The sequence below is a fragment of the Streptomyces sp. NPDC026394 genome, assembly GCF_055567735.1.
Window position 1 is genome coordinate 335,092 of record NZ_JBVHPX010000006.1, and the last position, 26,275, is coordinate 361,366.

Below are 26,275 nucleotides of genomic sequence, written 5' to 3' on the forward strand. Positions count from 1 at the left end.
GCCAGCGTCTCGGCGGGCGGCAGCAACGCCGCCGCCTGCCCCTTGGCCTCGCGCGCAGCCGGGAGAGTTCGGCCGGGGCCCGGGTCCGGCGGGCGATGTCGGCCGCTTGGTGGCGCGGTCCCGAGGGCTAGCGGGAGCCGCCCGCGCCGACGCTTTCGCCGCGCCGTGGCCGCACGACCGCCTTGCTCTCCCCGGGCTCGGGCAGCGCCCCGGGCTCGGCCCCGGATTCCCGCTCGTCGGGTGCCTGTGCCGCGTACCGCTTCGCGAGGACCGCGCAGACCATCAGCTGCATCTGGTGGAACAGCATCAGCGGCAGCACCGCCAGCCCGGCCTGGGCGCCGAACAGGACGCTGGCCATGGGCAGCCCGGCGGCCAGGCTCTTCTTCGAGCCCGCGAACGTGATGGCGATCCGGTCGCCGCGGGCGAAACCGGCCTTCCTGGAACCGTACGACGTGATCGTCAGCATCAGCGCCAGCAGGACGGCCTCGACGGCCAGCAGGCTCAGCAGGCGCCACGGCGAGACCTGGTGCCATATGCCCTCGACCATGCCCGTGCTGAAGGCGGTGTAGACGACGAGGAGTATCGAGCCGCGGTCGACGAGGCCGAGGATCTTCTTGTGGCGGGTGACGAAGCCGGCGATCCAGCGGCGCAGAAGCTGACCGGCGAGGAACGGCACCAGCAATTGGAAGACGATCGAGACCAGTGAGCCGGCCGAGAACCCGCCGCCGTCACCGCCCAGGAGGAGCGCCGCGAGCAGCGGCGTCACGACGATCCCGATGAGGCTGGAGAAGGAGCCCGCGCAGATCGCCGCCGCGACGTTGCCGCGCGCCATGGAGGTGAAGGCGATCGAGGACTGCACGGTGGAGGGCACCAGGCACAGGAAGAGCAGGCCGGTGTAGAGGGGCGGTGTCAGGAGGTACGGGACGAGGCCGCCGGCGGCCAGCCCCAGCAGGGGGAAGAGCACGAACGTGCACCCCAGCACCGTCAGGTGCAGCCGCCACTGGCGCATCCCGTCCACCGCCTCCCGGGTGGAGAGCCGGGCGCCGTAGAGGAAGAAGAGCAGCGCCACGGCGCCGGTCGACGCGTCGCCGGCGACGGTGGCGGCCGCACCCCGGGCGGGGAGCAGGGCCGCGAGGCCGACGGTACCGACGAGGGTCAGGATGAATCCGTCCACGGGGAGCCAGGAGGGGATTCTGAGCTGAGGACGGCGCATGTTCTCTCTTCGCGGGCGGGGCGGGGCGGACGGAGCGGGTGGGGCTGACGGAGCGGGCGGGACGGGGGCGGACAGTACCCGAGGGACTGAAGGTGCAGGTGGGGCGGACGGTGCCCTCTCCAGCCTGCCTGGCGGCACAGCCATCGGGAAGCCCTCTTACCGTGGTGACTGTCATCATGAAGTGTGATGACGGATGATGACGCGTGACGAGTGACCGGACCGGGGCGATGTTCGACCCCGTGCAACTGCAGACGTTCCTCGCGGTGGCGCAGACGCTGAGCTTCACGCAGGCCGCGCACCGGCTCGGCCTGCGGCAGTCCACCGTGAGCCAGCACGTGCGCAAGCTGGAGGACGCGGCCGGGCGGCGGCTGTTCGCCCGGGACACCCATGCCGTGGACCTCACCGAGGACGGTGAGGCGATGCTCGGCTTCGCCCGCACCATCCTGGAGGCCAACGAGCGGGCCGCGACCTTCTTCACGGGCACGCGGCTGCGCGGCCGGCTGCGGTTCGGCGCCTCGGAGGACTTCGTGCTGACCCGGATGCCGGAGGTACTGGAGGAGTTCCGGCGCGATCACCCCGAGGTGGACCTGGAGCTGACGGTCGAACTCTCCGGGACGCTGCACGAACTGCTGGCGGCAGGCCGCCTCGACCTCGTCCTGGCCAAGCGCCGTCCCGGCCCGGCACGCGGCCGGGCGACGGCGCCCACCGGCCGGCTCGTCTGGCGGGACCGGCTGGTGTGGGTCGGCACGGACCGGCTGCGGCTGGACGCGCGGCGGCCGGTCCCGCTGGTGGTGTTCCCACCGCCGGCGGTGACCCGGGCCCGCGCGCTGGAGGCGCTGGAGCGGCAGGGCCGCGACTGGCGCATCGCCTGTACGAGCGGCAGCCTCAACGGTCTGATCGCGGCCACCCGGGCGGGCCTGGGCGTGATGGCGCACAGCCTGGGCATGATCCCGCCCGGTCTGGTGCGGGTGCCGTCCCGGGCCGGTCTGCCGGACCTCGGCGGGGTGGACTTCGTCCTGCTGTACGGGGAGCGGGACGGTGCGGCCAGGGGCCCGGCGGACGCGCTGGCCGACGCGATACTGGCGGGTGGCGACCGCTTGCAGTTGCCTTAGCGACGCGCCCGGCCCTCCCCGGAGCGATGCCGGGAGACGCCGAGTACCAGGGAAAGATTTGGTGCAGATCCGGTCCCGGCGTCGTGATCGTCGGGGGCGCGGCGCCCCCGACGATGTCCGGGCTTCTCCAGAGTAGCCCGTTTTCGCCTCATGACCAGCGACTATGCCACCGGTCCGGCCGGCTGGACGCCCCTCCCGCGGGCCGCGGTGTTGGGGTACGGTCTCGGCCCGGTGAGAAGCACGTCGAGGAGCTGGGTCATTGCGCGAGTTCACCGTCCCACCTTTGGCGACGGCGCCCCGCGTCGGCGGGTTGGCGGACGCTGTGTTCGATCATGCCGGCTCGGATCCCGGCCGGGCCGCGCTGGCGCGCAAGGACGACGCCGGTGCGTGGCGGGACGTGACCTCGGCGCAGTTCCGCGACGAGGTGCTGGCGCTGGCCAAGGGGCTGCTCGCGCAGGGCGTCCGCTTCGGTGACCGGGTCGGGATCATGTCCCGTACCCGCTACGAGTGGACGCTGTTCGACTTCGCCCTGTGGTCCGTGGGCGCCCAGTCCGTACCGCTGTACCCCACCTCGTCCGCCGAGCAGGTCTTCTGGATGCTGCACGACGCGGGGGTGTCGGCCTGCATGGTGGAGCACGAGGACCACGCGATGACCGTCGGCTCGGTCATCGACCGGCTGCCGCAGTTGCGCCGCCTGTGGCAACTGGACGCCGACCCGGTCGCCGAACTGACGGCGGCGGGCGCGCACCTGGAGGACGACGTGGTGCACCGCCACCGGATGGCGGTCACCCCGGACGCGACCGCGACGGTCATCTACACCTCCGGCACCACCGGCCGCCCGAAGGGCTGCGTGATCAGCCATGCGAACTTCATGGCCGAGGCCGACAACGTCGTCCAGCGTTACGAGACGGTGTTCCACTCCAAGCCCGGCGACGAGGCGTCCACCCTGCTGTTCCTGCCGCTCGCCCACGTCTTCGGACGGATGGTGCAGGTCGCGGCGGTACGCGGCCGGGTCAAGCTCGGCCACCAGCCCGACCTGTCGGCCGCCGCGCTGCTCCCGGACCTCCAGTCGTTCCGGCCCAGCTTCATCCTCGCCGTGCCGTACATCTTCGAGAAGGTCTTCGCGGCGGCCCGGCGCAGGGCCGAGGCGGAGGGGCGGCTCGGCCCGTTCGAGAAGGCCGTCGACGTGGCGGTCCGGCACGCCGAGGCGCTGGAGCACAAGGCGTTCGGTACCGCGTCCGGGCCCGGCGCGCCGCTGCGCATGCAGCACCAGCTCTTCGACAAACTGGTCTACAGCAAGGTGCGGGAGGCGCTGGGCGGCCGGGTGCGGCACGCCATGTCGGGCGGTTCGGCGATGGAGCGCCGGCTCGGGTTGTTCTTCGCCGGCGCCGGAGTGACCATCTACGAGGGGTACGGCCTGACGGAGTCCACCGCCGCCGCCACCGCCAACCCGCCCGAGCGCACCCGCTTCGGCACGGTCGGCTCCCCCGTCCCCGGGACGACCGTGCACATCGCCGAGGACGGGGAGATCTGGCTGCACGGCGGCCAGGTCTTCCAGGGCTACCTGAACGACGCCCGGGCCACCGACGCCGTCCTGCGCGACGGCTGGCTGGCCACCGGCGACCTCGGCGCGCTGGACGAGGACGGCTACCTGACGATCACCGGCCGGAAGAAAGAGATCCTCGTCACCTCCGGCGGCAAGACCCTCTCCCCGGTCGTCCTGGAGGAGCGGGTACGGGCGCACCCGCTGGTCGCCCAGTGCATCGTCGTCGGCAACGACCGCCCGTACGTGGCCGCGCTGGTGACGCTGGACGCGGAGGCGGTCGGGCACTGGCTGAGGATGCGCGGCAAGCCGGAGCTGCCGCCGACCGACCTGGTGCACGACCCCGACCTGGAGACCGAGATCCGGCGGGCCGTCGTCGCCGCCAACACGCTGGTCTCGCAGGCCGAGTCGATCCGTACGTTCCGGATACTGGCGCACCAGTTCAGCGAGGAGCACGGCCTGCTGACGCCGTCGCTCAAGCTGAAGCGCAAGGCCATCGAGGCGGCGTACGCGACGGAGGTGGAGGCGCTGTACCGGGCGTGAGCGGGCGGCGCGCGGCGCCGTACGGGTCGCACCCGCCTCTCCCCCGCGCGGCGGAGCCGGTTCATCCCCCGGCCGGAGGTGCCGTCCGCACGCCGCCGGGAGGCTCGTGTCATGACCACCGATCAGCTCATGGGCCGCCGCCAGGTCCTCCTGGGGCGCGTGGCCGTCGCGGCCTGCGCCCCGTACCTCCTCCTCAAACTGCTGTGGGTCCTGGGCCATGACATCGGCATCGTGGACGTGGGCAGGGCCGGCCGGGGCACCTGGATCGCGGCCAACGTCGTCACCTTCCTCATGGACGCCGTCGCCGCCGCCATCGCGTACGCACTCACCCGCCCGTCCGGTCTGCGGGCCCCCGCCTGGCTGCTCGCGCTGCCCCTGTGGATGGCGTCCGGGCTGCTCACGCCCCTGATGATCAGCGTGCCCACCGGTTCCGCCGTCGCCGCCCTGACCGGCGCGGCGAACCCGATGGCGTCCGGCGACTTCCTCGAACCCTGGGTCTACGTCCTGGTCTACGACGCCTTCATCGTCGAGGGCCTCACCCTGCTGAGCGCCTTCTGGTTCCACGCGCACCGGCGCTGGGGCGCGCTGCTGCGCCGGCGGCTGGAGTCCGTACCCGCTCCCGCCCCCGGCGTACGGGCGGCACGGCGGCTGCTCGGCGTGCCGGCGGCCGTGCTCCTCGCCGTACTCGGCGCCCTCGACGTGCTGTGGGGCCTCGGGATGCCGACGGGCCCCGGAGGGGCGGCCCTGCCCGCGCGCAGCGTCGTCACGGCCACGTCCGGCGTGGTCCAGGGGCTGCTGGCGCTGGCCGGCGCGGCCGGGCTGGCCGCCCTCCTCTTTCCCCACCGGGGGCGCCTGCGGCGGCTGCGTACGCGGGTGCCGCTCGCGCTGGCCTGGCTGGGTTCCGCGACGGTGTTCGCGTGGGGCGGAACGATGTGGCTCTCGTGGACCGTGGCCGACGCCCTGACCGGCGGCGGCTCGGCCTCCACCGGTGGCCTGCCCGGCCTGGCGGGCGCCCTGGAGCTGGTCGCCGGGCTGGTCGTGCTCTGCCTCGGCACCCTCACCCTGGCCGCCGAGACGGCCCGTCCCGTGCCCTCGTCCGCGCCCGCGCCGAAGGCTGTCGGCACGTACTGAAGGTGCGCGGGAATGCTCCGTACCGGATGATCGTTGACGTTGGAGAACATGTACGACGACCTAAGGATCGAATCCGTCGTGAGCAAGGTCCCCCACATCACCCTCAACAACGGTGTCGCCATGCCGCAGCTCGGCTACGGCGTCTGGCAGGTGCCGGACGACGAGGCCGCCACGGCCGTCGGCACCGCCCTGGAAGCCGGGTACCGCAGCATCGACACCGCCGCGATCTACGGCAACGAGGAGGGCACGGGGAAGGCGCTCGCCGCCTCCGGCATCGCTCGTGACGAGCTCTTCGTGACGACGAAGCTGTGGAACGACGAGCAGGGCTACGACTCGACCCTGCGCGCCTTCGACACCTCCCTCGGCAAGTTGGGCCTGGAGTACGTGGATCTGTACCTGATCCACTGGCCGATGCCCGCCAAGGACACGTTCGTGGACACGTACCGGGCGTTCGAGAAGATCTACGAAGAGGGCCGCGCCAAGGCCATCGGCGTCTCGAACTTCCAGCCCGCCCACCTGGAGCGGCTGCTGGGCGAGACGTCCGTCGTGCCCGCGGTCAACCAGGTCGAGCTGCACCCGCAGCTCCAGCAGTCCGAGCTGCGCGCCTTCCACGCCCGGCACGGCATCGCGACCGAGGCGTGGTCGCCGCTGGGCCAGGGCAAGGACCTCCTCAAGAACACGACCGTCACCGGGCTCGCCGAGAAGTACGGCCGCACCCCCGCGCAGATCGTGCTCCGCTGGCACCTCCAGCTCGGCAACGTCGTCATCCCGAAGTCCGTGACCCCGTCCCGGATCGAGGAGAACATCGACGTCTTCGGCTTCGAGCTGGACGACGCCGACCTGTCCGCCCTCGCGGCCCTGGACTTGGGCACCCGCCTGGGCCCGGACCCGGACACCATGAACGGCTGAGACACCTCCCGGACCCCGGTCCGGTGCAGCACCCCCCGGCGCCGCCGCCCCACCCGGGACGGCGGCGCCGTCGTTCCACCCCGTCCTCTCCTCCCCTCTTCTGTCTTCTCCTCCTCGCGTCCCTCCCAGCTCACGCCCGGTTTCCCGGTTTCCCACGCCCCGCGGGGGACGGGAAACCCCTTGGCCCGGCGCCCGGCGCGGGACGAAGGTCAAGGTGCCGGGACCGGGCAGCCGACGGCCCCGGCGCACCGAGGATCACCCAACGGAGGAGATTCAGATGATCCGCATTCCTCGCGCCGCCGCCGCTCTCGCGGCCACCGCGGCCGTCTTCGCCCTCGGCGGCGGCACCATGGCCACCGCCGCCGGTTCGGCCCCCGCCCGCCAGACCGCCTCTCCCGCGGTCCAGGCCGTCGTCTGCACCGTCAACGACAACGGCGTCAACTACCGCGGCGGCCCGGGCACCGGCTATCCGGTCCTGGGTCAGGTGAACCGGGGTCAGAAGATGAACGCGCGCGGCACCGAAGGCTCCTGGGTCATGGGTGACCTGTGGGGCGGCCGCACCGGGGTGTGGATCCACCGCGCCTACCTGAACTGCTGAGGCTCGGCCCGCCGGCCCGGCCACCCGCCCTCGCCACGGGCCGGCGAGCTGATCACACGGCGGGGTGGTGGAGGGTCTTCCCGGCCCGGGAGGGCCACCACCCCGCCCGGCACCGGCCGGCCGCCGTTCGGCCACGTCCTGCCCACCGCGCACGAGCACACCGACGGGGGCGTGCGCGGTGGGGCATGGACGTGGCTCTACGGGGGGCGGCGGCCGGGCGGTGCCGTCGCGTCCCGCCTGCTCCCAGGGCGGGACGTACGTGCGTACGCCGCCGGCTCGGCGGCGGACGCATGCCGCATGGAGCTGAGCGGTCAGACCGCCCGTGCCGTGTGGAAGGTCTGGGCGGAGAGCCAGAAGAGGTCAGGGCGGCGGGCGATGCCCGCCGGATCGTCCGGGTCGAGGAGGTGGGCGAGGGTGGCGCGGTCCGCCTCGTCCAGATCGTCGCCGGTCTTCTCGGCGAAGCGGGAGAGCTGCCGGGTGATCTGGGCGCGCTGGGCGGGGTCCAGCGGGGCGGGCAGATCGAGCAGGAAGCTGCGGCTCAGCGGGGACCGCAGACCCGCGGCGGTCAGGATGGCGGGCCAGTCCTCGACCACGGCCCGGCTGCCGGGCAGTGCGGCGCGCATCTGGGCGAACCACTCGTCCTGCACCGCGTCGAGACGGGTCTGGAAGCCGGGGCGGCCGATGCCGAAGTCACGGGGCAGGAACCGGGGGGCGAGGCCGCCTTCGGACACGACGAGCAGCCCGCCCGGACGGAGCCGCCGGGCCAGCGCGGCCACGGCGGCCGCCTGGTCGCCGACGTGGTGCAGGGCCTTGCTGGACCAGATGAGGTCCGCGTCCCCGATGGCGTCGACGCGGTCGGGCAGTTCGGCCACCTGGGTACGGAACCGGTCGCCGAGGCCGAGGCGGTCGGCACGGTCCCGGGCGCGTTCGAGCAGCGCCTCGGTCGGGTCCACCGCCACGATCTCGGCCCGCGGGAACGCCTGGGCGAGCAGGCAACTGGTGACACCGGGGCCGCTGCCGACGTCCAGCACCCGGCGGACCTCGTCGGGCCCGGGGCCGGACGGCTGCGTCAGCAGGTCCCGGAGCCAGGCGGTGGCCTGTTCCAGGAGCGGGGTCTGGAACTCGGCCTCGCCTTCGAGGTAGGCGGCGAGCGCGTCCCAGTCCATGTGCGTGGTGTCGTGGTGATGGCCGGGGCCCTGACCGTGGTCGTGGCCGTGACCGTGGTCGTGGCCGGGCTCGGTTGCCGGGGCGGTGGTGTCGTGGTGGTGGTCCGTCATGGTGCGAGCGTCCGGCAGGGCGCGCCATAAGGCAAACATCCTTGCCGGTCCGGCAAAGCACCCCGCCTCCGGGGCCGCCGGACCGCCCACCGTAAGGTTCTGCTCCGTGGGAATTCCAGGATGGATACCGCCGACCGAGACGGAACGGCGGTTGTGTGAGGCCGGTGCGCGGGGCGACTGGGAAGGCCAGGTCGCGGCCGTGGCCGGCGAGGACCTGTATCTGGTGGTGCCCCAGCAGGGCCAGGACCCGCTGCCGGTGTACGAGGACCCGGCCGGCGGCGGTACGTGCATCCCCGTGACGACCCGCGGCATGCTGCCGCCGTGGCACCCTCAGCAGCTCTTCGACCGGGTCTCGGTGGAGGAACTGGCGCAGGACTGGCCGAACGACCGGTGGAAGCTGGCGGTCAACCCGGGTACGCCGTGTGCCGCGTACCTGCCGGCCACCGCCGCGCACCGCGGCACGTGGACGCGCATCCGTGCCCAGTACGGAGTCCGGCCCGGCGGGCTGCTCACCACCCACCTCGGCGGTCCGCTGCACGGTCCGCTCGCCCAGGGACTGGCTTGCGGCGCCCCGATCGCCGTGCACCACAGCGTGCCGTGGAACGAGCTGGGCACCGCCTTCCTCGACTACGCGGCCGACGCCCAGTTGCTGCACGAGCAGTGGTCGGTCACCGACCCGGCGTCCTGGCAGCAGCGCCTCGGCCAGCTCCTCGACGCCGGTTTCGTACCGGCGGGGACCGAGGCCGCGCTGCGTGCCCGCGACGCCGGGGACGACGCCGGGTCCGGCGGTGTGCCGGAGCTGGTGGAGCAGTACGAGGAGCGCTTCCGTACGGAAGGGCTGCTGCCCGCGGACGGACGGGTCAAGTCGATCGTCGCCCTGGATTACGCGCATGCCGTCGCCCTCGTCCGCTGGGGGCTCGGGGCCCGCTACTGCGCGCCGCCGGAGGCCGAGCAGGCCGTGCTGCGCGCCGGTGAGCTGGCGCGCGCGGCGTACGGCTCCTGGCAGGAGTTCTCGGCGGGGTACGCGCTGGGCCGGGCGCTGGCCTTCGACAACGGCTGGTTCGGCACGGCGTACCAGGAAACGGTGCACCTGCACCGGGTGCTCGGCCAGGACCCGGCCTCGCCGTGGGCGAATCTGCCCTTCGCCTGACGCGGCACGGGGTGGGGGTCCTTCAGGTGATGTCCGTGACAGTCACCGTCACGGCGACCTCGGGCGCGGCTTCGCCCGCTGTCCGCAGCGCCTCCTGGACCGCCGCCGTGACGCGTGGCCGCACCGCGCGGACCACGTCCAGGGCCCGGTGACCCCGCCGGACCGCCAGATGGACGCGGACGCGCCACGGTCCGGGGCCGGGGCCGTGGTCGGCCCGTACGCCGGGTACACGGCCGGTCAGCCCGGACGGGGAGGGGGAGCCGGGACCGGAGGCGGCCCGGGAGGCTGGGCCGGAGCCGGGGGTTCGCGCCACCGCGCCCCGGAGCAGTTCGCCCAGGCCGGGCCGGAGGAAGGCGACACCGGGGGTGTCCTTGGCGGCCCCGGCGGCGGCACGGAGGACCGCGGCGTGCACCTGCGCGTCGCCGCTCATGACCTGACTCACGGCCTGCCCTCCTCGCGGGCTTCCGGGTTCCTGCCGGAGCCCCCCGTCTCCCCCTCGCCGAGGTCCTCGACAAGGTTCTCGACGAGGTCCACGACGGTGACGTCGACCTCCTCGACCTCCAGGCCGATGCCGTCCCGCGCCGCCGCGCACACCCGTTCGCGTACCCGGTCGGCCAGCGCGGGCAGCGGCCACGCGTACCCCGCCGCCAGTTCGATCGCCACCTTCATGGGCCCCCGCGGCGCGAGCAGGGTGACCCGGCAACTGCCCGCCTGGACGTCAGGCAGGGTCTCGGCGGCCGCGCGGAAGGACTTGGCCGCCGCGGCCTCCGTGATCCAGGCGTCGTCCTCCGGGTCGCCCAGCGGCAGTGTCCTGCCGGGCCGGAGTTCGGTTCTGACCAGGTCCATCACCCGGGCCGTGAAGCGTTCGGTGCTCCGCTCCTCCTCGTCGCGGCCCGCTGCCCCCGCGGCCTGCCGGGCTTCGCGTACGTAGCTGTCGAGGACGCCGAGGCCCGCCAGCGCCTCCTGGCAGTACGGACACCGGGCGGCGTGCGGACCGGCGTCCGGGGCGTCGTTTCCGGCCGGACCGCCGTCTCCGGCCGGACCGCCCGCGCACTCCGCCTCGTTCTCCTCCCACACGGACGACAGCGCGCGGCCGCAGGGCAGGATCGGGTCGTCGTGCTCACCTAGCGCCATGCGCCCATCGCCTCCGTCAGATAGCGGCGTGCTCGGAAGACCCTGCCACGGACCGCCTGGTGGCTGATGCCCACCACCGCGGCGATCTCCTCGTACGGCAGGGCGTGCAGCTCGCGCAGCACCCAGCAGGCGCGCTGCTCCGGGGTGAGCCCGTCCATCGCCCGCATCAGCGCCTCGACGGCGGCGGTCGACTCGGCGGCCCGCACCGGTGACGACGCGTGCTCGGGCGCGCTCGGCTCGGGCACCGAGCCGAGATCCTGGGTGGGTCTGCGGGCCCGCAGCAGGTTCATGCACCGGTTGGTGACGATGCGGTACATCCAGGTCGCGAACGCGGCGTCGCCGCGGAACTCCGGGATGCGGCGCCAGGCGCTCACGAAGGCGTCCTGTACGGCGTCCTCCGCGTCGGTGCGGCTGCCGAGCAGCCGGGTCGCCAGGCGCAGGAGCTGTGCGCTGTGCCGGCGTACGAGCACCTCGAAGGCACCCTCGTCCCCTTCCGCGGCACGTACGGCCAGTAGGGCGTCGCTGGGTTCGGGCACTCACCGGCTCCTTCCTTCCCTGACCATCTTCACCGGAGACGGGCACGATGCCCCGCTTTGGCGCGATACGGGAGTCACCGGCGTTTCCCGTCCGTCCCCCCGATCCGGCCGCAGGGAAGACGCCTACCACGGCGCACCTCCGGACGGAGCCCGGCACACACGCTTGTACGCTGCGCAAACGGGCAGACGGACCGGGCGCGCAGCGCGTACGGCACGAGGAGAGGACGGGTACCCATGGGCGGTAGCGGTACGGACCGTGGACTGCATCCACCGCAGCTCGCGGCCGGAGTCGGCAGGCCACGCGCACGCCGCGCCGCGCTGCCCGGCTGGCCCCGGATCCGCACCGCGGCCCGCCGTACCCCGGTCTCGATCTGGAACGACGACGTGTCGGACTGGGCGGCCAGCCTGACGTACTACTCGGTGCTGGCCCTGCTGCCCTCGGTGATCGTCACCATCTCGCTCGTCGGCCTGGCCAACCCCGCGTCCACCGAGGAGCTGATCAACCACATCAGCGCCCTGGCCCCGGCCGGGTCGGGCGGTACCGTCCGCCGGGCCCTGGTCACCATGGCGCAGCAGCGGACCGCCGTATGGATGCTGGTCGGGGGTGCGCTGGTCAGCGCCCTGTGGTCGTCGTGCAGCTACCTGGCGGTGTTCCGGCGGGCCCTGCACGCGATGTACCGCGTCAAGGACGACCGGCCGCCGTGGCGCAAGGCGCCGCGCATTCTGGCGACGGCGCTGCTGCTGTTGGCGCTGCTGATCAGCAGCGCGGTCGTGCTCCTGGCCAGCGGGCCGATAGCGAGCGCGGCCGGGCGGGGGCTGGGGCTCGGCGAGGCGGGCGAGGAGACGTGGAACCTGTTGCAGTGGCCGCTGCTGTTGCTGCTGGCCGTCGTGCTGGTGATGGTCCTCTTCCGTACGGGCCCGTCCCGGACGCGCGGGTGGCGCGCGGTGCCCGGCGGGGTGGTGGCGGTGCTGATGTGGCTGGTGTCCTCGGCGGGGTTCACGTTCTACGCCTCGTACGTGGGCACGTTCAACCGGCTGTACGGGTCGCTCGCCGGGCCCGTCGTGTTCCTGATATGGCTGTGGTTCTCCCATCTGTCCCTGCTGAGCGGCGCTCAGTTCAACGCCGAGCTGGCCCATATGGAGAGTGCGGACACCGATGCGTCCGAGAGTGCGGGCTCCGGTGCGTCCGAGAGTGCGGGCTCCGGTGCGTCCGAGGGCGCACGTTCCGATGAGTCCGAGGGCACACCTTCCGATGGGTCCGGCGGCAGCACGGAGGCGAAGAACTGAGCGCGCCCGCTCGGCTCTCCCGGCCGGACCGCCGCCCGTCCCTCAGCTCGCCCCGTGGCCGGTGGCGATCTCCTCGACCCGGTGGGCCAGGGTGAAGTCGAGGGCGGTGACGGCGTGGCCGGCGCTGTGGGTGTTCACGGCGACGGTCAGGGTGTTGTAGCCGAGAGTCAGTTCGGAGTGGTGGTTCAGCTCCTCCTGGATCTGGGCGACGTGGATCACCATCGCGGCCGCCGGAAGGTGCCGCTCGAAGGTGTAGGTGCGGGTCAGACTGCCGTCCGTCACCGACCAGCCGGGCAACTCCGCGAGGCGGTCCTCGATCTCCTTGTCCGTCAGCAGGTCCACCTGAGCGTCCATCTCGCTCCGCCTCTCCGTCACAGCGCATGGCCGCGCGTACCGCCCGTACCACCGGACCGTCCGCGCACTGTCGATTGCAGCAGCTCCAGCGTGGCACGCCGAGGACGCTTTCCCGCCAATGTACGGACGGCCACGCCGCGGGCTTCCGGGGCCGAGGGGCCGCTTCTATGCTCCTGCGCCTGACGGGCCGTCCGTTACCGGGGGTAGTAGGGAGCAGCCGTGGACACCGAAGGCCGTACGGAGCACACACGCGGAACCGGCGGCGGACAGCCCCGGCGGACGTTCCTGGGCGGGGCGGCGGCGATGGGCGGCGCGCTCGCCCTGGGAACCGGCGGTACGGCGGCCGCCGCGCCCGCCGCCGCCCGGCGCCGTGCCGCGGGCCGGACCGTGGCCGTCCTCGGCGGCGGCGTGGCCGGGCTGACCGCCGCGCACGAACTGGCCGAACGCGGCTTCCGGGTCACCGTGTACGAGCGCAAGCCCCAGGGCCTCGGCGGCAAGGCCCGCAGCATGGACGTGCCGGACAGCGCGCGCGGCGGCCGCAAGCCGCTGCCCGGCGAGCACGGCTTCCGCTTCATCCCGGGCATCTACCACAACCTCCCGGACACCCTGCGCCGCATCCCGTTCCCCGGCAACCCCAACGGCTGCCACGACAACCTGGTGGCCTCCACCGAGGTGATGTTCGCCCGCACCGGCGGCCGGGAGGACATCCGTATCCCGTTCTCCACCGTCGGCACTCCCCCGCCGGTCCTCACCCCCGACGCGTTCCTGCGCATGCTGACCGGCCTGCTGGACACCGCCACCCGCCTGCCCGCCCACGAGATCGCGTACTTCGCCAACCGGCTGCTGGTCTTCCTCACCAGCTGCGACCGGCGCCGGCTGGACGTGTGGGAGCACACGCCGTGGTGGCGATTCCTGCGGGCCGCGTCGATGTCCGCCGACTACCAGCGCCTGCTGGCCATCGGCCTGACCCGCAACATCGTCGCGACCAAGGCGGAGATCGCCTCCACCCGGACCGTCGCGACCTGCGCCGAGGCGTTCGTCTTCAACCTGCTGGGGCGGGGCGCGGACGGACAGCCGGACCGGGTGCTGAACCTGCCCACCAACGAGGCGTGGATCGACCCGTGGGTGGCGTACCTGCGGTCGCTCGGGGTGGAGTTCGAGGTCGGCTGGACCGTACGGGACCTGCGGCTGGCGGGCGGCCGGATCACGGAGGCGGTGGTCACCGACCCGCAGGGCGTACGGCAGACGGTCGTCGCCGACCACTTCGTGCAGGCGATGCCGGTCGAGCACGCCCGTACCACCTGGAACGCCGCCGTACGGGCCGCCGACCCGCAACTGGCGCGCTGCGACAAGCTGGCCACCGACTGGATGACGGGCATCCAGTTCTATCTGACCGAGCCGACGCCGGTCATCCACGGGCACGTCAACCACATCGACTCGCCCTGGTCCCTGACCGCGGTCGGCCAGGCCCAGTACTGGAAGAACCGGGACTTCCCGGCCGACTACGGCGACGGGCAGGCCGCCGACTGCCTGTCGGTGGACATCTCGGAGTGGGACCAGCCGGGCATCCTGTACGGGAAGACGGCCAAGCAGTGCACGCGCGAGGAGGTCGCGCGGGAGGTCTGGGCGCAGATGAAGGCCGGCCTCAACGACACCGGAGCTGTCGTGCTGCGCGACGCGACACTGCACTCCTGGTTCCTGGACCCGGCGGTGTCCGGGCTCGGCACCCCGCACCCCGCCAACGACGAGCAGTTGCTCATCCACCCCACCGGCTCCTGGCTGAACCGGCCCACGTCCCGTACGGCGATCCCCAACCTCTTCCTCGCCGGGGACTACGTGGCGGTCGACATCGACCTGGCGACGATGGAGGGCGCCAACGCGTCGGCGCGGCAGGCCGTGAACGCGCTGCTGGAGGCGTCCGGTTCCGCCGCCGAACGGTGCGCCGTCATTCCACTGTACCGCGCGCCGGAGTTCGCGCCGCTCAGAAGACAAGACGAGACGCGGCACCGGCTCGGGCTGCGCAACGTCTTCGACCTGGGGTGATGCCGGGGCGCCGCCGGGGTGCGGGCCGTGCGGCGGACCGGTACCGGGACCAGGTGTGCGGGCCGTGCGGGTGCCGGGCGTCCCGGCCGTACACGTCAGTCCGTACGGGCGCCGGAGCGGGCCGCCCTGGCCAGCAGGAGTTCCCGCTCCCGCGCGTTGCGGGTCAGGGCCGCCGCCCGTTCGAACTCTCCGCGCGCCTCGGGCGCCCGCCCCAGGCGTTCCAGCAGGTCACCGCGGACACTCGGCAGCAGGTGGTAACCCTTCAGGGCGGGGTCTGCGGCCAGGGCGTCCACCAGTTTCAGCGCGGCGGCCGGGCCTTCGGCCATCGAGACGGCGACCGCCCGGTTCAACTCGACCACCGGGGACGGCGACTGGGCGAGGAGCCGGTCGTAGAGGGTGGCGATGGCGGCCCAGTCCGTGTCCTCGTACCGCAGGGCCACCGCGTGGTGCGCGGCGATCGCGGCCTGGAGCGAGTACGGGCCGTGCCCGGCGCGGTGCAGGGCGTCGACGCCGCGGCGGACGAGCATCCGGTTCCACTTGGCGCGGTTCTGGTCGGCGAGCAGCACCGGCTCGCCGTCCGGCCCCGTACGGGCGGGGATGCGCGACGCCTGGAACTCCAGCAGCGCTGCCAGGCCGTGCACTTCGGGCTCGTCCGGCATCAGGTGCGCCAGGACCCGGACGAGACGGAGCGCGTCCTCGCACAGGGCCGGGCGCACCAGGTCGTCGCCGGCCGTCGCGGAGTACCCCTCGTTGAAGACGAGATAGATGACCTCCAGGACGGAGGAGAGCCGGGCCGACCGCTCGGTGCCGTACGGGACTTCGAAGGGCACCCGGGCCTCGGCGAGCGCCCGTTTGGCGCGCACCACACGCTGCGCCACCGTGGACTCCGCGACGAGGAAGGCGCGGGCGATCTCCGGTGTGGTGAGCCCGCCCAGCAGCCGCAGGGTGAGCGCGATGCGGGCCGGGGCGGGCAGCACCGGGTGGCAGGCGGTGAAGATCAGCCGCAGCAGGTCGTCGTCGATGTCCTCCGCGTCCGCCGGTTCGGGCGGGGGCACGTCCTCCAGCGCCCGCCCTACCTCGGCCAGTTTGCGCGCGTACGTCTCCTTGCGGCGGACGAGGTCGATGGCGCGGTGCTTGGCGGTGGCCATGAGCCAGGCGCCCGGCCGGTCCGGAACGCCTGACTCCGGCCACTGTTCCAACGCGGCGACCAGCGCGTCCTGCGCGAGTTCCTCGGCGATGCCCACGTCCCGCACGATGCGGGTGACACCGGCGATGATCCGCGCGGATTCCATCCTGAACACCGTCTCGACCGCGTCGGTCGTGCTTGCTGCCGTCACGGCCTCATCAGATCAGCCGTGCGCGGGAGCGACAAGCGCGGCCCGGTCAGCAGTTCTCGGCGATCTCGCGGATCTCGGTGGTGACGGTCCAGTGGTCCTCGTGGACGCGCAGGAACCGGTGGGCCCACTCCAGCGCCTCGGCCTTGTCCTTGGCCTGGATGAGCAGGTAACCGCCGACGACCTCCTTGGTCTCGGTGAAGGGCCCGTCGGTGGAGCTAAGCTGCCCGCCGGACCAGGTGACCCGGGTGCCCTGGGAAGTGGGGGTGAGCCCGGCGTTGTCCAGCATGACCCCGGCCTTGGTCATCTCCTCCATCAGCGCGCCCATGCGCTCCTGGAGTTCGGGGCTCGGGCCGCCCTCGGGGGCGTTGTTCTCGTCGATGCGGATCAGCGTCAGGAAGCGCGGCACGGTGACTCCTCGGTCGTGCGGGCGGGGCCGTTCCCCGCCTCTCACCCCCGCGTCGAACGGGAGACCGCCGGATCGACACGACCGCCGGACCTTTTTCGGGAATTCTTTCCGGCAGTGCCCCGCCATGCCCTTGGCGGACTCGCGCGCTGCCCGTACCGACGCGCCCCGTACAGGCGTACGGGATCGGTTACGGTTCGGCCCATGACGACTGCTGCGGTCCCCTCGAAGACGGCGTCCGACATGACGGGGGTGGGCGCGCTGCTGCGCGAGTGGCGGGTGCGGCGCCGCGTCAGCCAGCTCGACCTGGCCCTGCGCGCCGACTCCTCCGCCCGGCACATCAGCTTCATCGAGACCGGCCGCGCCCGGCCCAGCCAGGAGATGGTGCTCCGGCTGGCCGAACACCTCGACGTACCCGTACGGGAACGCAACGCGCTGCTGCTCGCGGCCGGTTACGCCCCCGGCTTCCCGGAGACCCCCTTGGACGATCCGTCGATGGACGCGCTGCGCACCGGTATGGAGCGGCTGCTGACGGGATACGAGCCGTTCCCGGCCCTGGTCGTGGACGCCACGTACCACGTCGTCGCCGCGAACCGGGGCATCCGGGCGATGATGGCGGGCGTCGACGCGAAGCTGCTGGAGCCGCCGCTGAACGCCATGCGCGTCACCCTGCACCCCGACGGGCTCGCCCCGCGCATCCGCAACTTCCTGGAGTGGCGGGAGCACCTGCTGACGCAGATGCAGCGGCAGTTGGCGGTCATGCGCTCCGCGCCGCTCCGTGCGGTCTACGAGGAGGTCAGCGCCTACCCGCTGCCCGAGGGCGGGCGGGAGACGGCCGCGGACGGCGGGCACGCGCCGTACGCGCTGCCCATGGTCGTCGAACACGACGGGCGGGTGCTGTCCTTCATCTCCACGATCGCCACCTTCAACACCCCGATGGACGTGACCGTCTCCGAACTCGCCCTGGAGACCTTCCTCCCGGCGGACCCGGAGACGGCCGGACACCTGCGGACGTGGCTGCCGTGACGCCCGCTCCCCCGCGGCGGGCGGCCGCTGCTCCGGCTCACATGGCGGGCACGCGGTCCAGAAAGCCGGAGACGGTACGGATCCGGCCGTCCGCCGCGAGCGTGGCGACGTCGAATCCGGCGACCGGCGCCGAACCGTCCGGTGCCACCAGTTCCCAGCCGAAGCGGACCAGGTCGTGGTGCCCGTCCGGCGTCCCCAGCCGCCGGAACGCGAACCCGGGGAACCGGGCGTGGACCCCGGCGATGACGGCGGCGAGCTGGTCGTGCCCCACGGCGTCGGCGAGCGGGTCGGTGTAGGTGGCGTCCTCGGTGAAGGCCGTGGTGACGGCCTCGACGGCGCCGTCGGCGTCCTGGCCGGCCGAGTTCCACGCCGCCAGGTACCGCTCGACCGCGTTCTCGTAGCGCTCCGTGCCCGCCTGCCGGGTGTCCGTCTGCGTCATGGCCGACTCCTCGTGTCTCGTCGTTGATACGGGTCCGCGGTCTGCCACGGCTCCTGGTGGGCCGGTTCGCGGGCCGGAGTGCGCCGGCCCGTGAACCGGTGCCTCAAAGATGCCGGGACGCGGCGGGAGGGTCGATTACCCGGCAGGTAATGGGCCGGGCCTGGGGGCGGTTTGCCATGGTCAAAGGCCCGTCGGACGTCCGTGGGAGATCCGTCGGTCGCCGGGGGCGTCCGGCTCGTCCCCCTGGCCGAGCAGCGCGGCCAGCGTCCGTTCGACGGCGGTGCCCGGGTCGGCGGCGAGGCGGTCCGCGCGCCAGGCCACGAAGTGGTCGGGGCGGACGAGTACGGCTCCGTCGGGCGCCAGTCCGGGAAGGGTGCCGTCGGGGACGCGGTGCGCGCTCAGGGTGATGCCGAGGGCGGCGGCCGCCTCCGTGGCGGCGGGCAGCCAGGGCGCGCCGTGCGGCCCGGCGAACAGGGCCCAGTCGGCGCCGACGAGGTCGAGGGTGGAGGTCCGGCCGTTCTCAAGGGTCTCAAGGGCCTTGAAGGACTCAAGGGTCTCAGGAGTCTCAAGGGAGCGGTGCGGCAGGCGGTGGCCCGGGTGCACATGGTCGGAGAGGAGGTCGGGAGCGGGCGCGGCGTCGGGCGGGACCACCGCACCCGAGGGGTACGCGTAGCGCATCATCGCCCGGATGTAGTCCCGTACGGCCAGCTCGTACAGCGCGTTCGGGTCGCCGCCGCCGAGGGACCGGTAGCCCTGGTGCATGATGCGGGAGAGCGCGAGGGAGGCCCGTACCGCGGCGCGGCGTTCCGGCTCGTAGGTGTCCAGCAGCCGTGCGGCGGCCTGTCCGCGGAGCACGGCGGCGAGTTTCCAGGCGAGGTTGTGGCCGTCCTGGACGCCGGTGTTCATCCCGAGGCCGCCGGCCGAACTCTGTACGTGCGCGGAGTCCCCCGCGAGGAAGACCCGGCCGCGCCGGAAGGCCGAGGCCGTGCCGACGGCCGCCTCCCAGGCGTTCAGCGCCGTCAGGTCGACGGGCAGGCCGGGGTCGCCGATGGCGGACCGCAGCAGGGCCAGGGCGCGGTCCGTCGGGAGCGGCGCGATGCCGTCCGTGTCGTCCGGCCGGTCCGGATAGTCCATGAGGTGGGAGACCCACCGGTCGCGGCCGTTCGCGCAGAAGACCGTCGCGTAGACGTCCGCGTTCCGTACGAAGCACGCGGTTTCGCGCAGTCCGGCCGGCGTCCCGGTCGGCAGGTCGGCACGGTAGAAGGCGGTGTGCAGCCGGGCGACCACCTCGCGGTCGGGCACGGTGATGCCCAGGAGGCGCCGTACGGTGCTGTGCGCGCCGTCGGCGCCGATCACGTACCGCGCGGTGATGCCGTACTCCTCGCCGGTCGTGGTGTCGGCGAGCCGTACCCGTACACCGTCCGAGTCCGAGTCCGATTCCGGATACGCGTTTGCGTCCGCGTCCTGTTCGAGACCGGTCACGGCGATGCCGGACCGCACGTCGCCGCCGCACCGCAGCAGCTCGTCCGACGCCAGCCGCTGTATCTGGAGGTGATTGAGCACCAGCCGGCTGTCGACCGGACTGCAGTTCCGCAGCCACCGTACGTACGGCTCGGGAGGCGCCACGTGCTGCCGCTCGCCGCCCAGCGCGCTGTCCGCGAAGACGGCCTGGAACGGCTCGGGGCCGTACCAGCCGGTCCGTTCGACGGTGTCCTGGAGGCCCGCCGCCCGGAGCAGTTCCAGTGTGCGGATGCTGCTCATCGCCCGCGGCGGGCCCGTGAAGGGGTTCCGCTTGTCCACCACGAGGGCGGGCACGCCCCGCTGGGCCAGGAACATCGCCGTGGTCAGTCCGACCGGCCCGGCACCGACCACCAGCACCGGAACGGTCGCGGGGAGCGGCCGCCCCGCCGTCGGCCGCTCCCCCGCTGCCACCTCCGGGCCCGCCGCCGCAGGCTCCGCTTCCGTCTTCGTGTCGCGTAGACGCACAGCACACCGTCCTTGGTCCCCCGGCCCGGTCCGTCGCCGGGCCCGGTCCGCCCAGCCTGGACGCTCAAGCCGACTTGAGCGCAAGATGGGGCCGTGCCGCCCCGCGACGAGGACGACGAACTGCATGCGATCAGTGAAGTGGCCCGCTGCTTCGGCCTGTCGGTGGCCACGCTGCGGTACTACGACGAGCTGGGACTGCTGCCGCCCGCCGGGCGCCGCGGGAACGTACGGCACTACGGCCGCCGCGAGCTGCGACGGCTCGCGCTGATCCAGCATCTGCACCACGGCGGGATGCTGAGCCTCGCGGACACCGCCGCCGCACTCGGCGAACGCGGGCCGGACGGGGTGCGGCGGCCTCCTGGGCGGGCGGTGCTGACCGGTGCGATCCAGCTCATCGAGGACCGTGTGGCGGACCTCCAGGCCGCGCAGCAGCGCCTCGCCCACCTGCTGACCTGCCCGAAGGACGACCCGGTACGGGAGTGCACACAGCTCCGTGCGGAACTGGACCGGAACGTGACGCAGGCGCTGGGCCGCTGACGGCGCGCCGTCAGCGCCCGGCCTCTGCCGCCCCTCCAGCTGTGGGCTGCTCGACGGCCGCGGGCTTCTCGGCCGCTACCGGTCCTCCGGCGGCGGTGAGCACCTCGGCCGCTGCGGGCACCCCGGCCGCCGCTTCCTCCGCGCGACGGCGGCGGCCCGTGCGGCGGGCCGCCATCCAGGCGTAGACGAGAATGCCGGCGAACAGGAACAGCACGCCCTGGTAGATCGCGGCGTATCCGGCGCCGGCCACCAGCCAGAAGGTGAAGCCGAAGGCGACCAGCGCGAGCACCAGGTCCCGCACGAAGCGGGCCGGGCGGACCTTGTCGCGCTCACCGGTCAGCAGGAAGTAGATCTGGGCGCCCGCGGCGAGCAGGTAGGGCACGGTCGCCGAGAACGTCGTGATCAGGACGAGGATCTCGAAGACGCCGCCCGCGCCGATCAGGTAGTTGAGCACGGTCAGGGCGGTGGCCAGCACCGAGGCGGCCAGCACGCCGAAGGTCGGCACGCCGCGCTGCTTCTTCAGGAAGGCGGCGGGGAACAGGCCGTCCTTGGCGGCGGCGTACGGCGACTGGGCGCTCATCAGCGTCCAGCCGTTGAGCGCGCCGACGATGGAGACGACTGCCGCGATCGCGATGACCGTGCCACCCCACTGGCCGCCGAACATGGCGTTGACCGCGTCGGAGAACGGCGCCTTGGAGTCCACCAGCTTGTCGTGCGCGACCGTGCCGAAGACCGAGACCGTGCCGAGGAGGTAGACGACGGCGGCGCCGATCGTGCCGAGGACGGTGGCGCGGCCCACGTTGCGCTCGGGGTCGCGCACTTCGCCCGCGCTCATCGCCGCGGACTCCACGCCCACGTAGCTGTAGAGCAGGATGGCCGCGGCGGCCGACATGCCGCCGATCGCGCTGCCGCCGCCCTCGTTGAAGGAGCCCAGGTTGTCCGGGTCGAAGAAGAACAGCCCGACGATCGCGATGAAGAGCAGCGGGACGAACTTCAGGACGGTGGAGACGAGCTGGACCGCGCCGACGTAGCGGGTGCCGGCGAAGTTGGAGAGCGCCGGGAGCCAGAGCGCGACCAGCGCCACCAGCAGGTCCATGCCCTTGGAGTCGTGCCCGGGGAAGAGCACGTGGACGTAGCCGACCGCGGCGACCGCGAGGGCCGCGTTGCTCACCCACGTCATGGTCCAGTAGGACCAGGCGGACAGGAATCCGGCGAAGTCGCCGAACGCCTCACGGGCGTAGACGTAGGGGCCGCCGGTGTCCGGATGGCGGGCGGCCAGCCGTCCGAAGACCAGGGCCAGCGCGATGGCGCCGACGGTCAGGACGCCGAAGGCGACCAGGCTCACGGTGCCGAAGGGGGCTACCGAGGCCGGCAGGAGGAAGATGCCGCCGCCGATGATGTTTCCCATCACCAGACAGATGGCGGTCCCTAGACCGAAGCGGCGGGTGTGCCGGTCGTGCATGGCTGGGGTGAGCCTCTCGTCGTGCTGTGCGGGCCCGGAGGTGCCGGGCGACTGCTCATCGTCTTCGACCTGCAACGTTGCACAAAATCAGCGGGTTTTGTCCCGCACGGCACCGTCGGCCGGTGAAAATACTTCGGGCGCGGGCCCTCCCGGCCGCAGTTCGTCCGCCGGACCCCCGAGGGGTATCTGCGGCCCGTCCACCTCACGCAGCCAGCGCCGCAGGATGGCGTGGATCTGCTCGGCACCGGTCGGTTCCGTGCCGTCGGTGGTGGGCGGGGACAGCTCCGCGGGCCACAGCAGGAAGGGGCTGCTCTGCTCGCCGCCCAGCCCCCCGTGCGAGCCGATCTGGTCCTCGAAGGCGTGCACCGCGCCGGTGGCCGGGTCGCAGGAGGAATTGACCATGATGTCCGCCGTGTGCGGGAAGCCGTCCGTGCGCCGTACGGCGTCCGCGGCGCCCGCGCCGAAGCCGGCCAGGGGGTCGTGGCCCACGATCCGGCCGGTGTCGAGGTGGTGTTCGGCGCCGCCGGGCCCCAGCACCACGGCGCCGTCCGTGGCGGAACGGACCAGCAGGAAGCCGATGCCGGGGTGGTTGGCGAGGGTGGCCAGCAGCGCCGGGTGGCGGCGCTCGATCTCCTCGCGGGTGACCCGGCCGGGAAGGTCGGGGAAGGACACCAGGCCCAGATTGCCGGAGGCCAGGACGACGGGGTCGGACGGGCCGCAGCCCTCCGCGCCCTCCGGGCGGTGCAGCGCGGCGCGGGCCGCCTCGCGCGCCTCGGCGCCGCTCGCGGTCCGCCCGGCGCGCCGGGAGACGGGCAGGCCGCAGCCGGCCCGCACCAGGTCCTCCAGGCCGAGTCCGTAGCTGTCCAGGAAGGTCGTGCCGGGGCTCTGGCCGTGGTCGGAGAGCAGGACGACGCGGTAGCGGCGGGGGGCGTACTGCGCGGCGTCGGCGATCAGCCCGACGGCGCGGTCCAGGCGGCGCAGCACCTGGTGGGTGTCGCGGTGCCGGGGGCCGGAGTGGTGCGCCACCTCGTCGTAGGCGACCAGGTCGGCATAGACGGCCGTACGGCCGGCCAGCAGGTCGCCGATGACGGCGGCGACCACCACGTCGCGCTCGACGACGGTCGCGAAGGCCCGGACGAACGGGTAGAGACCGCCGCGTCTGACGCGCGGCGTCTCCCGGCGGAGCCGGGACCGCACGGACTGTCCGATCTCGCGGAAGACCTCGGCGAGGAAGGACACCGCCGTACGGGTCGCGTTGGCCGGGTCGGAGAAGTACGCGAAATAGCCGGCGCGGGAGCGGTTGTGCCGGCCGCGCCGGGCGGCCACCGACATCACCAGGGCGAGCTGGTCGGCGCCGCCGCTGAAGAGGTTGCCGCGGCTCGCGCCGTCGAAACCGAGCAGGCCTGCGTCGCCCGTGCGGGCCTCGGCGCGCTTCTGGAGCTCGACCGCGCCGCTGGGCCGGTTGCTGACGATCAGCCGGCGGGTCTCCTTCTCGTACCACCGGAAGGCGGGCAGGTCGTGGTTGGTGCCGTGCAGGATGCCGAGCTGGCTGGCGCCGGTCTGGCTGGACCAGTCCGTACGCCACGGGGTCAGCCGGTGGGTGCCGCCGATCAGGTCCGCGACCGTCCCCATCAGGGGCCGCTCGCCGCTGGTCGCCTCCCGCAGCAGGTCGTGGCCGAGGCCGTCGAGCTGGAGGAAGACCGTGCCGGGCGCTATGGGCCCGGGGTCGCCGGGGGCGCCGCGGCGGCGGCCGTGCCGGCGGCCGGCCAGCCGCACCAGGCGGCGGCGGTACGCGTCGTCGTCCCGCACCGCGAGGAAGGTGGAGGTGGCGGACGAGGTCGCGGACATCACGGCGGCGACGATCACGGCCGTCTCGGGCGCGGCCTGGCCGCGTCCCTCGGGAATCAGTCCGAGGGCGACCAGCAGCAGCGAGCCGTTCAGGAAGAAGACCAGCAGCCCGAGGACGAGGGCGGGCACCAGCAGCAGGGCCCGTACGAGCAGGGGCCAGACCAGGGCGCTGAGCAGGCCGAAGGCTCCGGCGCCGAGCGCGGCGGTGAGGAACGTACGGGTGAGACTGTCACCGCTCGCGGACTGGAGGCGGAAGTCGGGCAGCAGGGCGGCGAGCACCAGGAGCGTCAGCGACGACACCACCCAGACCGCCGTCACCCGCAGCAGGGCTCCGCCCGCCGTCCGCCACCGGGGCCGCCACATGGCGCGCTCACCTCGCTCCCGCCGCTCGTCACGCTCCGACACCCTCACCGGGCATCACGCATACAGCGTGTCACAGCCCACTGACAGCGCGGTGGGACGGCGGCACCAGCGGCCGGCCCGGCGCGTGCCGCTGACACCGGTGGGGGTGAGCGCGCCCTCGAAGGCCAGTTGTTCGGCGGCGCGGGCGATCTGGGGTGGGTAGCCGAGGGCGGCGGCGCGCTGCCCGCCCGCGGTGCCGACGGGCACGTCGTGTCCGCCGCCGCCGACATGTTGTCGGCTGTCGCCGCAGGCAGGATCGGCAGGAACCAGGGGGAAGTGAGCGTCACGGGCGGCGGGCCGGCGAGCGGGGCGGCCGCCGGTCACAGCCCGGCCTGGCCGGCGCCGGAGCGCGATGAGGCAGGATCGGAGGGTGCGGTGTAGGGCGGGCGGGGGGGTGCGCCGCGCGCGGCACGCCGTTTCCGTTTCCGGTCGGGAGGTCATCGTGGCGGTGGAGGTCACCTGGTGGGGACACGCCACCGTCACGGTCGCCGATTCGGGCGTACGGCTACTGACCGACCCGCTGTTCACGCGGCGGCTGGCGCACCTGCGGCGCCGCCGGGGCGAGCTGCCGCCGCCGGGCGCGGCCCGCGCCGACGCCGTACTCGTCTCCCACCTGCACGCCGACCATCTGCACCCCGCCTCCCTCGCCCGCCTCGGGCCGGGCACCCGGGTGGTGGTGCCGTGCGGCGCCGTCGCCGCGGTACCGGGGCTGCGGCGGGTGGCTGCGGCGCGGGGGCTGCGGGTCACGGAGCTGCGGCCCGGCGAGACGGTCACGGTCCGCGCCGCGCATCCGGACGCGGACGGGTACGGGTACAGGTACGGGTCCGGTGAGGTGACCGTCCGCGCGGTGCACGCGGCACACGACGGGCGGCGGCTGCCCTACGGCCCGCACCGGGTACCGGCGCTCGGCTATGTGGTGCACGGCGCGGCGACGACGTACTTCGCGGGCGACACCGGGCTCTTCGACACCATGGCCGAGGAGGTCGGCGCCGTCGACGTGGCGCTGCTGCCGGTGGGCGGCTGGGGGCCGTTCCTCGGGCACGGCCACCTGGACGCGCGGCGCGCGGCCGAGGCGGCGGCCCGGCTGGCACCGGTCAGCGCGGTGCCGGTGCACTACGGCACGTACTGGCCGATCGGCCTGGACGCGGTGCGCCCGCACGAGTTCCACTCCCCCGGTGACGAGTTCGCCCGGCAGGCCGGGCTGCTGGCGCCCCGGGTGGCGGTGCACCGGCTCGCGCACGGCGAGTCCGTACGGCTGGCGGCGGCGCGGTGACGGGCGGGCTGGCGGGCGGCGTGCCCCCCGAGACGACCCAGCAGGTGGTGGGCTACCCGTCGCTGTTCCTGCTGGTGGTGCTGGGGTCCTTGGTGCCGGTGGTGCCGACCGGCGCGGTGGTCAGTTCCGCCGCGGTGGTGGCCTTCCACCAGCGGTCGCCGTGGGCCCTGCTGATCGTCTTCGGGCTGGCCGCGCTCGCCGCCTTCCTCGGTGACCTGGGGTTGTACTGGCTCGGGCAGCGCGGCGTACGGTCCCGCAACGGGTCGCGCTGGCTGGAGCGGCTGCGCGACCGCGCGGCGCCGGAACGGCTGGCGCGGGCGCAGACCAAGCTGCGTGAGCACGGGGTGCTGGTGCTCGTCCTGTCACGGCTGGTGCCGGCCGGGCGGATTCCGGTGATGCTGGCGTGCCTGCTGTCCCGGATGCCGCTGCGGCGCTTCGCCCGCGGTGACCTGCCGGCCTGTCTGGCCTGGGCGGTGACGTACCAGCTCATCGGCCTGCTGGGCGGCTCCCTGTTCGGCGAGCCGTGGCAGGGCGTGGCGGCGGCGGTCGGTCTGACGCTGGTGGTCAGCGGGGCACCCGCGGTGTGGCGGAGGCTGCGCCACGAAAGGGGCGGCTGAGCGGCCGCACGCGCCTCCCCGGCCACCGGCCGCCCCCGCCTCGTCCGGCCACCGGCCGCCCCCGCGCTGAGCGGCCGCCCTGCCACACCCAGCCACCGGCCGTCCCCGCCTCACC

Annotated in this window: 25 protein-coding genes; 12 read left to right on the forward strand and 13 right to left on the reverse strand. The window is 73.6% G+C overall.

Annotated features, from left to right (window positions below; translation table 11 throughout):
- Window positions 1-127 precede the first annotated feature (127 nt).
- A complete protein-coding gene (locus ACZ4QV_RS17465) occupies window positions 128-1,213 on the reverse strand; it encodes a bile acid:sodium symporter family protein (protein ID WP_361615461.1) in 1,086 nt (361 codons plus the stop codon).
- Window positions 1,214-1,440: 227 nt separating this feature from the next.
- Between ACZ4QV_RS17465 and ACZ4QV_RS17470 the strand changes: the two genes are divergently transcribed.
- The 5 genes from ACZ4QV_RS17470 to ACZ4QV_RS17490 all read left to right on the forward strand — a co-directional run bounded on the left by ACZ4QV_RS17470 (window position 1,441) and on the right by ACZ4QV_RS17490 (window position 7,049).
- Window positions 1,441-2,325, forward strand: a complete 885-nt coding sequence (locus tag ACZ4QV_RS17470; protein WP_467763108.1) for a LysR family transcriptional regulator — start codon at window positions 1,441-1,443, stop codon at window positions 2,323-2,325.
- Between the two features lie 283 nt (window positions 2,326-2,608).
- The gene (locus tag ACZ4QV_RS17475) at window positions 2,609-4,411 is read left to right on the forward strand and encodes an AMP-dependent synthetase/ligase (RefSeq protein ID WP_361636536.1); all 1,803 of its coding nucleotides are present in this window, start codon (window positions 2,609-2,611) and stop codon (window positions 4,409-4,411) included.
- 111 nt (window positions 4,412-4,522) lie between these two features.
- Entirely contained in the window at window positions 4,523-5,542 is a 1,020-nt protein-coding gene (locus tag ACZ4QV_RS17480; protein ID WP_361615464.1) for a hypothetical protein, read from the forward strand.
- A 78-nt stretch (window positions 5,543-5,620) separates the two neighbouring features.
- Complete coding sequence (locus tag ACZ4QV_RS17485) at window positions 5,621-6,451, forward strand: aldo/keto reductase (protein ID WP_467763084.1); 831 nt, start codon at window positions 5,621-5,623, stop codon at window positions 6,449-6,451.
- Between the two features lie 277 nt (window positions 6,452-6,728).
- A complete protein-coding gene (locus tag ACZ4QV_RS17490) occupies window positions 6,729-7,049 on the forward strand; it encodes an SH3 domain-containing protein (protein WP_030020491.1) in 321 nt (106 codons plus the stop codon).
- A gap of 311 nt (window positions 7,050-7,360) precedes the next feature.
- On the opposite strand, the gene ACZ4QV_RS17495 is transcribed toward ACZ4QV_RS17490, so the two are convergent.
- Complete coding sequence (locus ACZ4QV_RS17495; RefSeq protein ID WP_361148508.1) at window positions 7,361-8,326, reverse strand: methyltransferase domain-containing protein; 966 nt, start codon at window positions 8,324-8,326, stop codon at window positions 7,361-7,363.
- A gap of 106 nt (window positions 8,327-8,432) precedes the next feature.
- Between ACZ4QV_RS17495 and ACZ4QV_RS17500 the strand changes: the two genes are divergently transcribed.
- Window positions 8,433-9,476 (forward strand): DUF1266 domain-containing protein, encoded by a 1,044-nt coding sequence (locus tag ACZ4QV_RS17500; RefSeq protein WP_361148510.1) that lies wholly within the window; start codon window positions 8,433-8,435, stop codon window positions 9,474-9,476.
- A 22-nt stretch (window positions 9,477-9,498) separates the two neighbouring features.
- On the opposite strand, the gene ACZ4QV_RS17505 is transcribed toward ACZ4QV_RS17500, so the two are convergent.
- From ACZ4QV_RS17505 to ACZ4QV_RS17515, 3 genes are read right to left on the reverse strand one after another with little or no spacing between them, the layout of a single operon-like run.
- On the reverse strand, window positions 9,499-9,918 hold the full coding sequence (locus tag ACZ4QV_RS17505) for an Asp23/Gls24 family envelope stress response protein (RefSeq protein WP_361581710.1): 420 nt from the start codon (window positions 9,916-9,918) through the stop codon (window positions 9,499-9,501).
- A complete protein-coding gene (locus tag ACZ4QV_RS17510) occupies window positions 9,915-10,610 on the reverse strand; it encodes an Asp23/Gls24 family envelope stress response protein (RefSeq protein WP_361581713.1) in 696 nt (231 codons plus the stop codon). Before ACZ4QV_RS17510 ends, ACZ4QV_RS17505 begins: the two co-directional genes overlap by 4 nt.
- On the reverse strand, window positions 10,601-11,146 hold the full coding sequence (locus ACZ4QV_RS17515) for an RNA polymerase sigma factor (RefSeq protein WP_361148516.1): 546 nt from the start codon (window positions 11,144-11,146) through the stop codon (window positions 10,601-10,603). The genes ACZ4QV_RS17510 and ACZ4QV_RS17515 overlap by 10 nt, the downstream gene beginning before the upstream one ends.
- A 234-nt stretch (window positions 11,147-11,380) precedes the next feature.
- On the opposite strand from ACZ4QV_RS17515, the gene ACZ4QV_RS17520 reads away from it, so the two are divergent.
- Window positions 11,381-12,433 carry a YihY/virulence factor BrkB family protein gene (locus ACZ4QV_RS17520; protein WP_361148518.1) on the forward strand — a complete coding sequence of 351 codons (1,053 nt, stop codon included), beginning with the start codon at window positions 11,381-11,383 and terminating at the stop codon, window positions 12,431-12,433.
- A 42-nt stretch (window positions 12,434-12,475) separates the two neighbouring features.
- Here ACZ4QV_RS17520 and ACZ4QV_RS17525 read toward each other — a convergent pair whose 3' ends face one another.
- Window positions 12,476-12,787 (reverse strand): 4a-hydroxytetrahydrobiopterin dehydratase, encoded by a 312-nt coding sequence (locus ACZ4QV_RS17525; RefSeq protein WP_031010939.1) that lies wholly within the window; start codon window positions 12,785-12,787, stop codon window positions 12,476-12,478.
- Between the two features lie 303 nt (window positions 12,788-13,090).
- Here ACZ4QV_RS17525 and ACZ4QV_RS17530 point away from each other — a divergent pair, with 303 nt between their 5' ends.
- Complete coding sequence (locus tag ACZ4QV_RS17530) at window positions 13,091-14,830, forward strand: hydroxysqualene dehydroxylase (RefSeq protein ID WP_467763109.1); 1,740 nt, start codon at window positions 13,091-13,093, stop codon at window positions 14,828-14,830.
- A 95-nt stretch (window positions 14,831-14,925) separates the two neighbouring features.
- On the opposite strand, the gene ACZ4QV_RS17535 is transcribed toward ACZ4QV_RS17530, so the two are convergent.
- Both ACZ4QV_RS17535 and ACZ4QV_RS17540 read right to left on the reverse strand, forming a co-directional pair.
- Window positions 14,926-16,167: an RNA polymerase sigma factor gene (locus tag ACZ4QV_RS17535; protein ID WP_467763085.1), complete on the reverse strand. Its 1,242-nt coding sequence runs from the start codon at window positions 16,165-16,167 to the stop codon at window positions 14,926-14,928.
- A 46-nt stretch (window positions 16,168-16,213) separates the two neighbouring features.
- On the reverse strand, window positions 16,214-16,573 hold the full coding sequence (locus tag ACZ4QV_RS17540; protein WP_361148522.1) for a YciI family protein: 360 nt from the start codon (window positions 16,571-16,573) through the stop codon (window positions 16,214-16,216).
- Between the two features lie 201 nt (window positions 16,574-16,774).
- Here ACZ4QV_RS17540 and ACZ4QV_RS17545 point away from each other — a divergent pair, with 201 nt between their 5' ends.
- Window positions 16,775-17,596 (forward strand): helix-turn-helix domain-containing protein, encoded by an 822-nt coding sequence (locus tag ACZ4QV_RS17545; protein WP_361581721.1) that lies wholly within the window; start codon window positions 16,775-16,777, stop codon window positions 17,594-17,596.
- A 37-nt stretch (window positions 17,597-17,633) separates the two neighbouring features.
- On the opposite strand, the gene ACZ4QV_RS17550 is transcribed toward ACZ4QV_RS17545, so the two are convergent.
- Together ACZ4QV_RS17550 and ACZ4QV_RS17555 are read right to left on the reverse strand one after the other, a co-directional pair.
- A complete protein-coding gene (locus tag ACZ4QV_RS17550) occupies window positions 17,634-18,035 on the reverse strand; it encodes a nuclear transport factor 2 family protein (RefSeq protein WP_361148526.1) in 402 nt (133 codons plus the stop codon).
- Window positions 18,036-18,215: 180 nt separating this feature from the next.
- A complete protein-coding gene (locus tag ACZ4QV_RS17555) occupies window positions 18,216-20,021 on the reverse strand; it encodes an FAD-dependent monooxygenase (protein ID WP_361581803.1) in 1,806 nt (601 codons plus the stop codon).
- Window positions 20,022-20,114: 93 nt separating this feature from the next.
- Here ACZ4QV_RS17555 and ACZ4QV_RS17560 point away from each other — a divergent pair, with 93 nt between their 5' ends.
- Window positions 20,115-20,558, forward strand: a complete 444-nt coding sequence (locus ACZ4QV_RS17560) for a helix-turn-helix domain-containing protein (protein ID WP_361148574.1) — start codon at window positions 20,115-20,117, stop codon at window positions 20,556-20,558.
- A 10-nt stretch (window positions 20,559-20,568) separates the two neighbouring features.
- Here the strand turns inward: ACZ4QV_RS17560 and ACZ4QV_RS17565 are convergent, their stop codons facing one another.
- From ACZ4QV_RS17565 to ACZ4QV_RS17575, 3 genes are all read right to left on the reverse strand, one after another.
- The gene (locus tag ACZ4QV_RS17565) at window positions 20,569-22,020 is read right to left on the reverse strand and encodes an amino acid permease (RefSeq protein ID WP_361582018.1); all 1,452 of its coding nucleotides are present in this window, start codon (window positions 22,018-22,020) and stop codon (window positions 20,569-20,571) included.
- Window positions 22,021-22,107: 87 nt separating this feature from the next.
- Window positions 22,108-24,231, reverse strand: coding sequence for a phage holin family protein (locus ACZ4QV_RS17570; protein ID WP_361581806.1), 2,124 nt, complete (start codon window positions 24,229-24,231; stop codon window positions 22,108-22,110).
- Between the two features lie 54 nt (window positions 24,232-24,285).
- Window positions 24,286-24,477, reverse strand: a complete 192-nt coding sequence (locus ACZ4QV_RS17575) for a hypothetical protein (RefSeq protein ID WP_467763086.1) — start codon at window positions 24,475-24,477, stop codon at window positions 24,286-24,288.
- 235 nt (window positions 24,478-24,712) lie between these two features.
- Here ACZ4QV_RS17575 and ACZ4QV_RS17580 point away from each other — a divergent pair, with 235 nt between their 5' ends.
- Entirely contained in the window at window positions 24,713-25,543 is an 831-nt protein-coding gene (locus tag ACZ4QV_RS17580) for an MBL fold metallo-hydrolase (protein WP_467763087.1), read from the forward strand.
- Window positions 25,540-26,160 carry a DedA family protein gene (locus tag ACZ4QV_RS17585; protein ID WP_361148580.1) on the forward strand — a complete coding sequence of 207 codons (621 nt, stop codon included), beginning with the start codon at window positions 25,540-25,542 and terminating at the stop codon, window positions 26,158-26,160. The genes ACZ4QV_RS17580 and ACZ4QV_RS17585 overlap by 4 nt, the downstream gene beginning before the upstream one ends.
- Window positions 26,161-26,275 lie beyond the last annotated feature (115 nt).

Bases quoted from the DNA above. Each gene is read 5' to 3' on its own strand.
- ACZ4QV_RS17520 (WP_361148518.1), top strand. From the start codon at position 11,381: ATGGGCGGTAGCGGTACGGACCGTGGACTGCATCCACCGCAGCTCGCG.
- ACZ4QV_RS17465 (WP_361615461.1), bottom strand. From the start codon at position 1,213: ATGCGCCGTCCTCAGCTCAGAATCCCCTCCTGGCTCCCCGTGGACGGA.
- ACZ4QV_RS17550 (WP_361148526.1), bottom strand. From the start codon at position 18,035: ATGACGCAGACGGACACCCGGCAGGCGGGCACGGAGCGCTACGAGAAC.
- ACZ4QV_RS17470 (WP_467763108.1), top strand. From the start codon at position 1,441: ATGTTCGACCCCGTGCAACTGCAGACGTTCCTCGCGGTGGCGCAGACG.
- ACZ4QV_RS17510 (WP_361581713.1), bottom strand. From the start codon at position 10,610: ATGGCGCTAGGTGAGCACGACGACCCGATCCTGCCCTGCGGCCGCGCG.
- ACZ4QV_RS17570 (WP_361581806.1), bottom strand. From the start codon at position 24,231: ATGTGGCGGCCCCGGTGGCGGACGGCGGGCGGAGCCCTGCTGCGGGTG.
- ACZ4QV_RS17565 (WP_361582018.1), bottom strand. From the start codon at position 22,020: ATGCACGACCGGCACACCCGCCGCTTCGGTCTAGGGACCGCCATCTGT.
- ACZ4QV_RS17545 (WP_361581721.1), top strand. From the start codon at position 16,775: ATGACGACTGCTGCGGTCCCCTCGAAGACGGCGTCCGACATGACGGGG.
- ACZ4QV_RS17530 (WP_467763109.1), top strand. From the start codon at position 13,091: ATGGGCGGCGCGCTCGCCCTGGGAACCGGCGGTACGGCGGCCGCCGCG.
- ACZ4QV_RS17525 (WP_031010939.1), bottom strand. From the start codon at position 12,787: ATGGACGCTCAGGTGGACCTGCTGACGGACAAGGAGATCGAGGACCGC.
- ACZ4QV_RS17480 (WP_361615464.1), top strand. From the start codon at position 4,523: ATGACCACCGATCAGCTCATGGGCCGCCGCCAGGTCCTCCTGGGGCGC.
- ACZ4QV_RS17495 (WP_361148508.1), bottom strand. From the start codon at position 8,326: ATGACGGACCACCACCACGACACCACCGCCCCGGCAACCGAGCCCGGC.
- ACZ4QV_RS17490 (WP_030020491.1), top strand. From the start codon at position 6,729: ATGATCCGCATTCCTCGCGCCGCCGCCGCTCTCGCGGCCACCGCGGCC.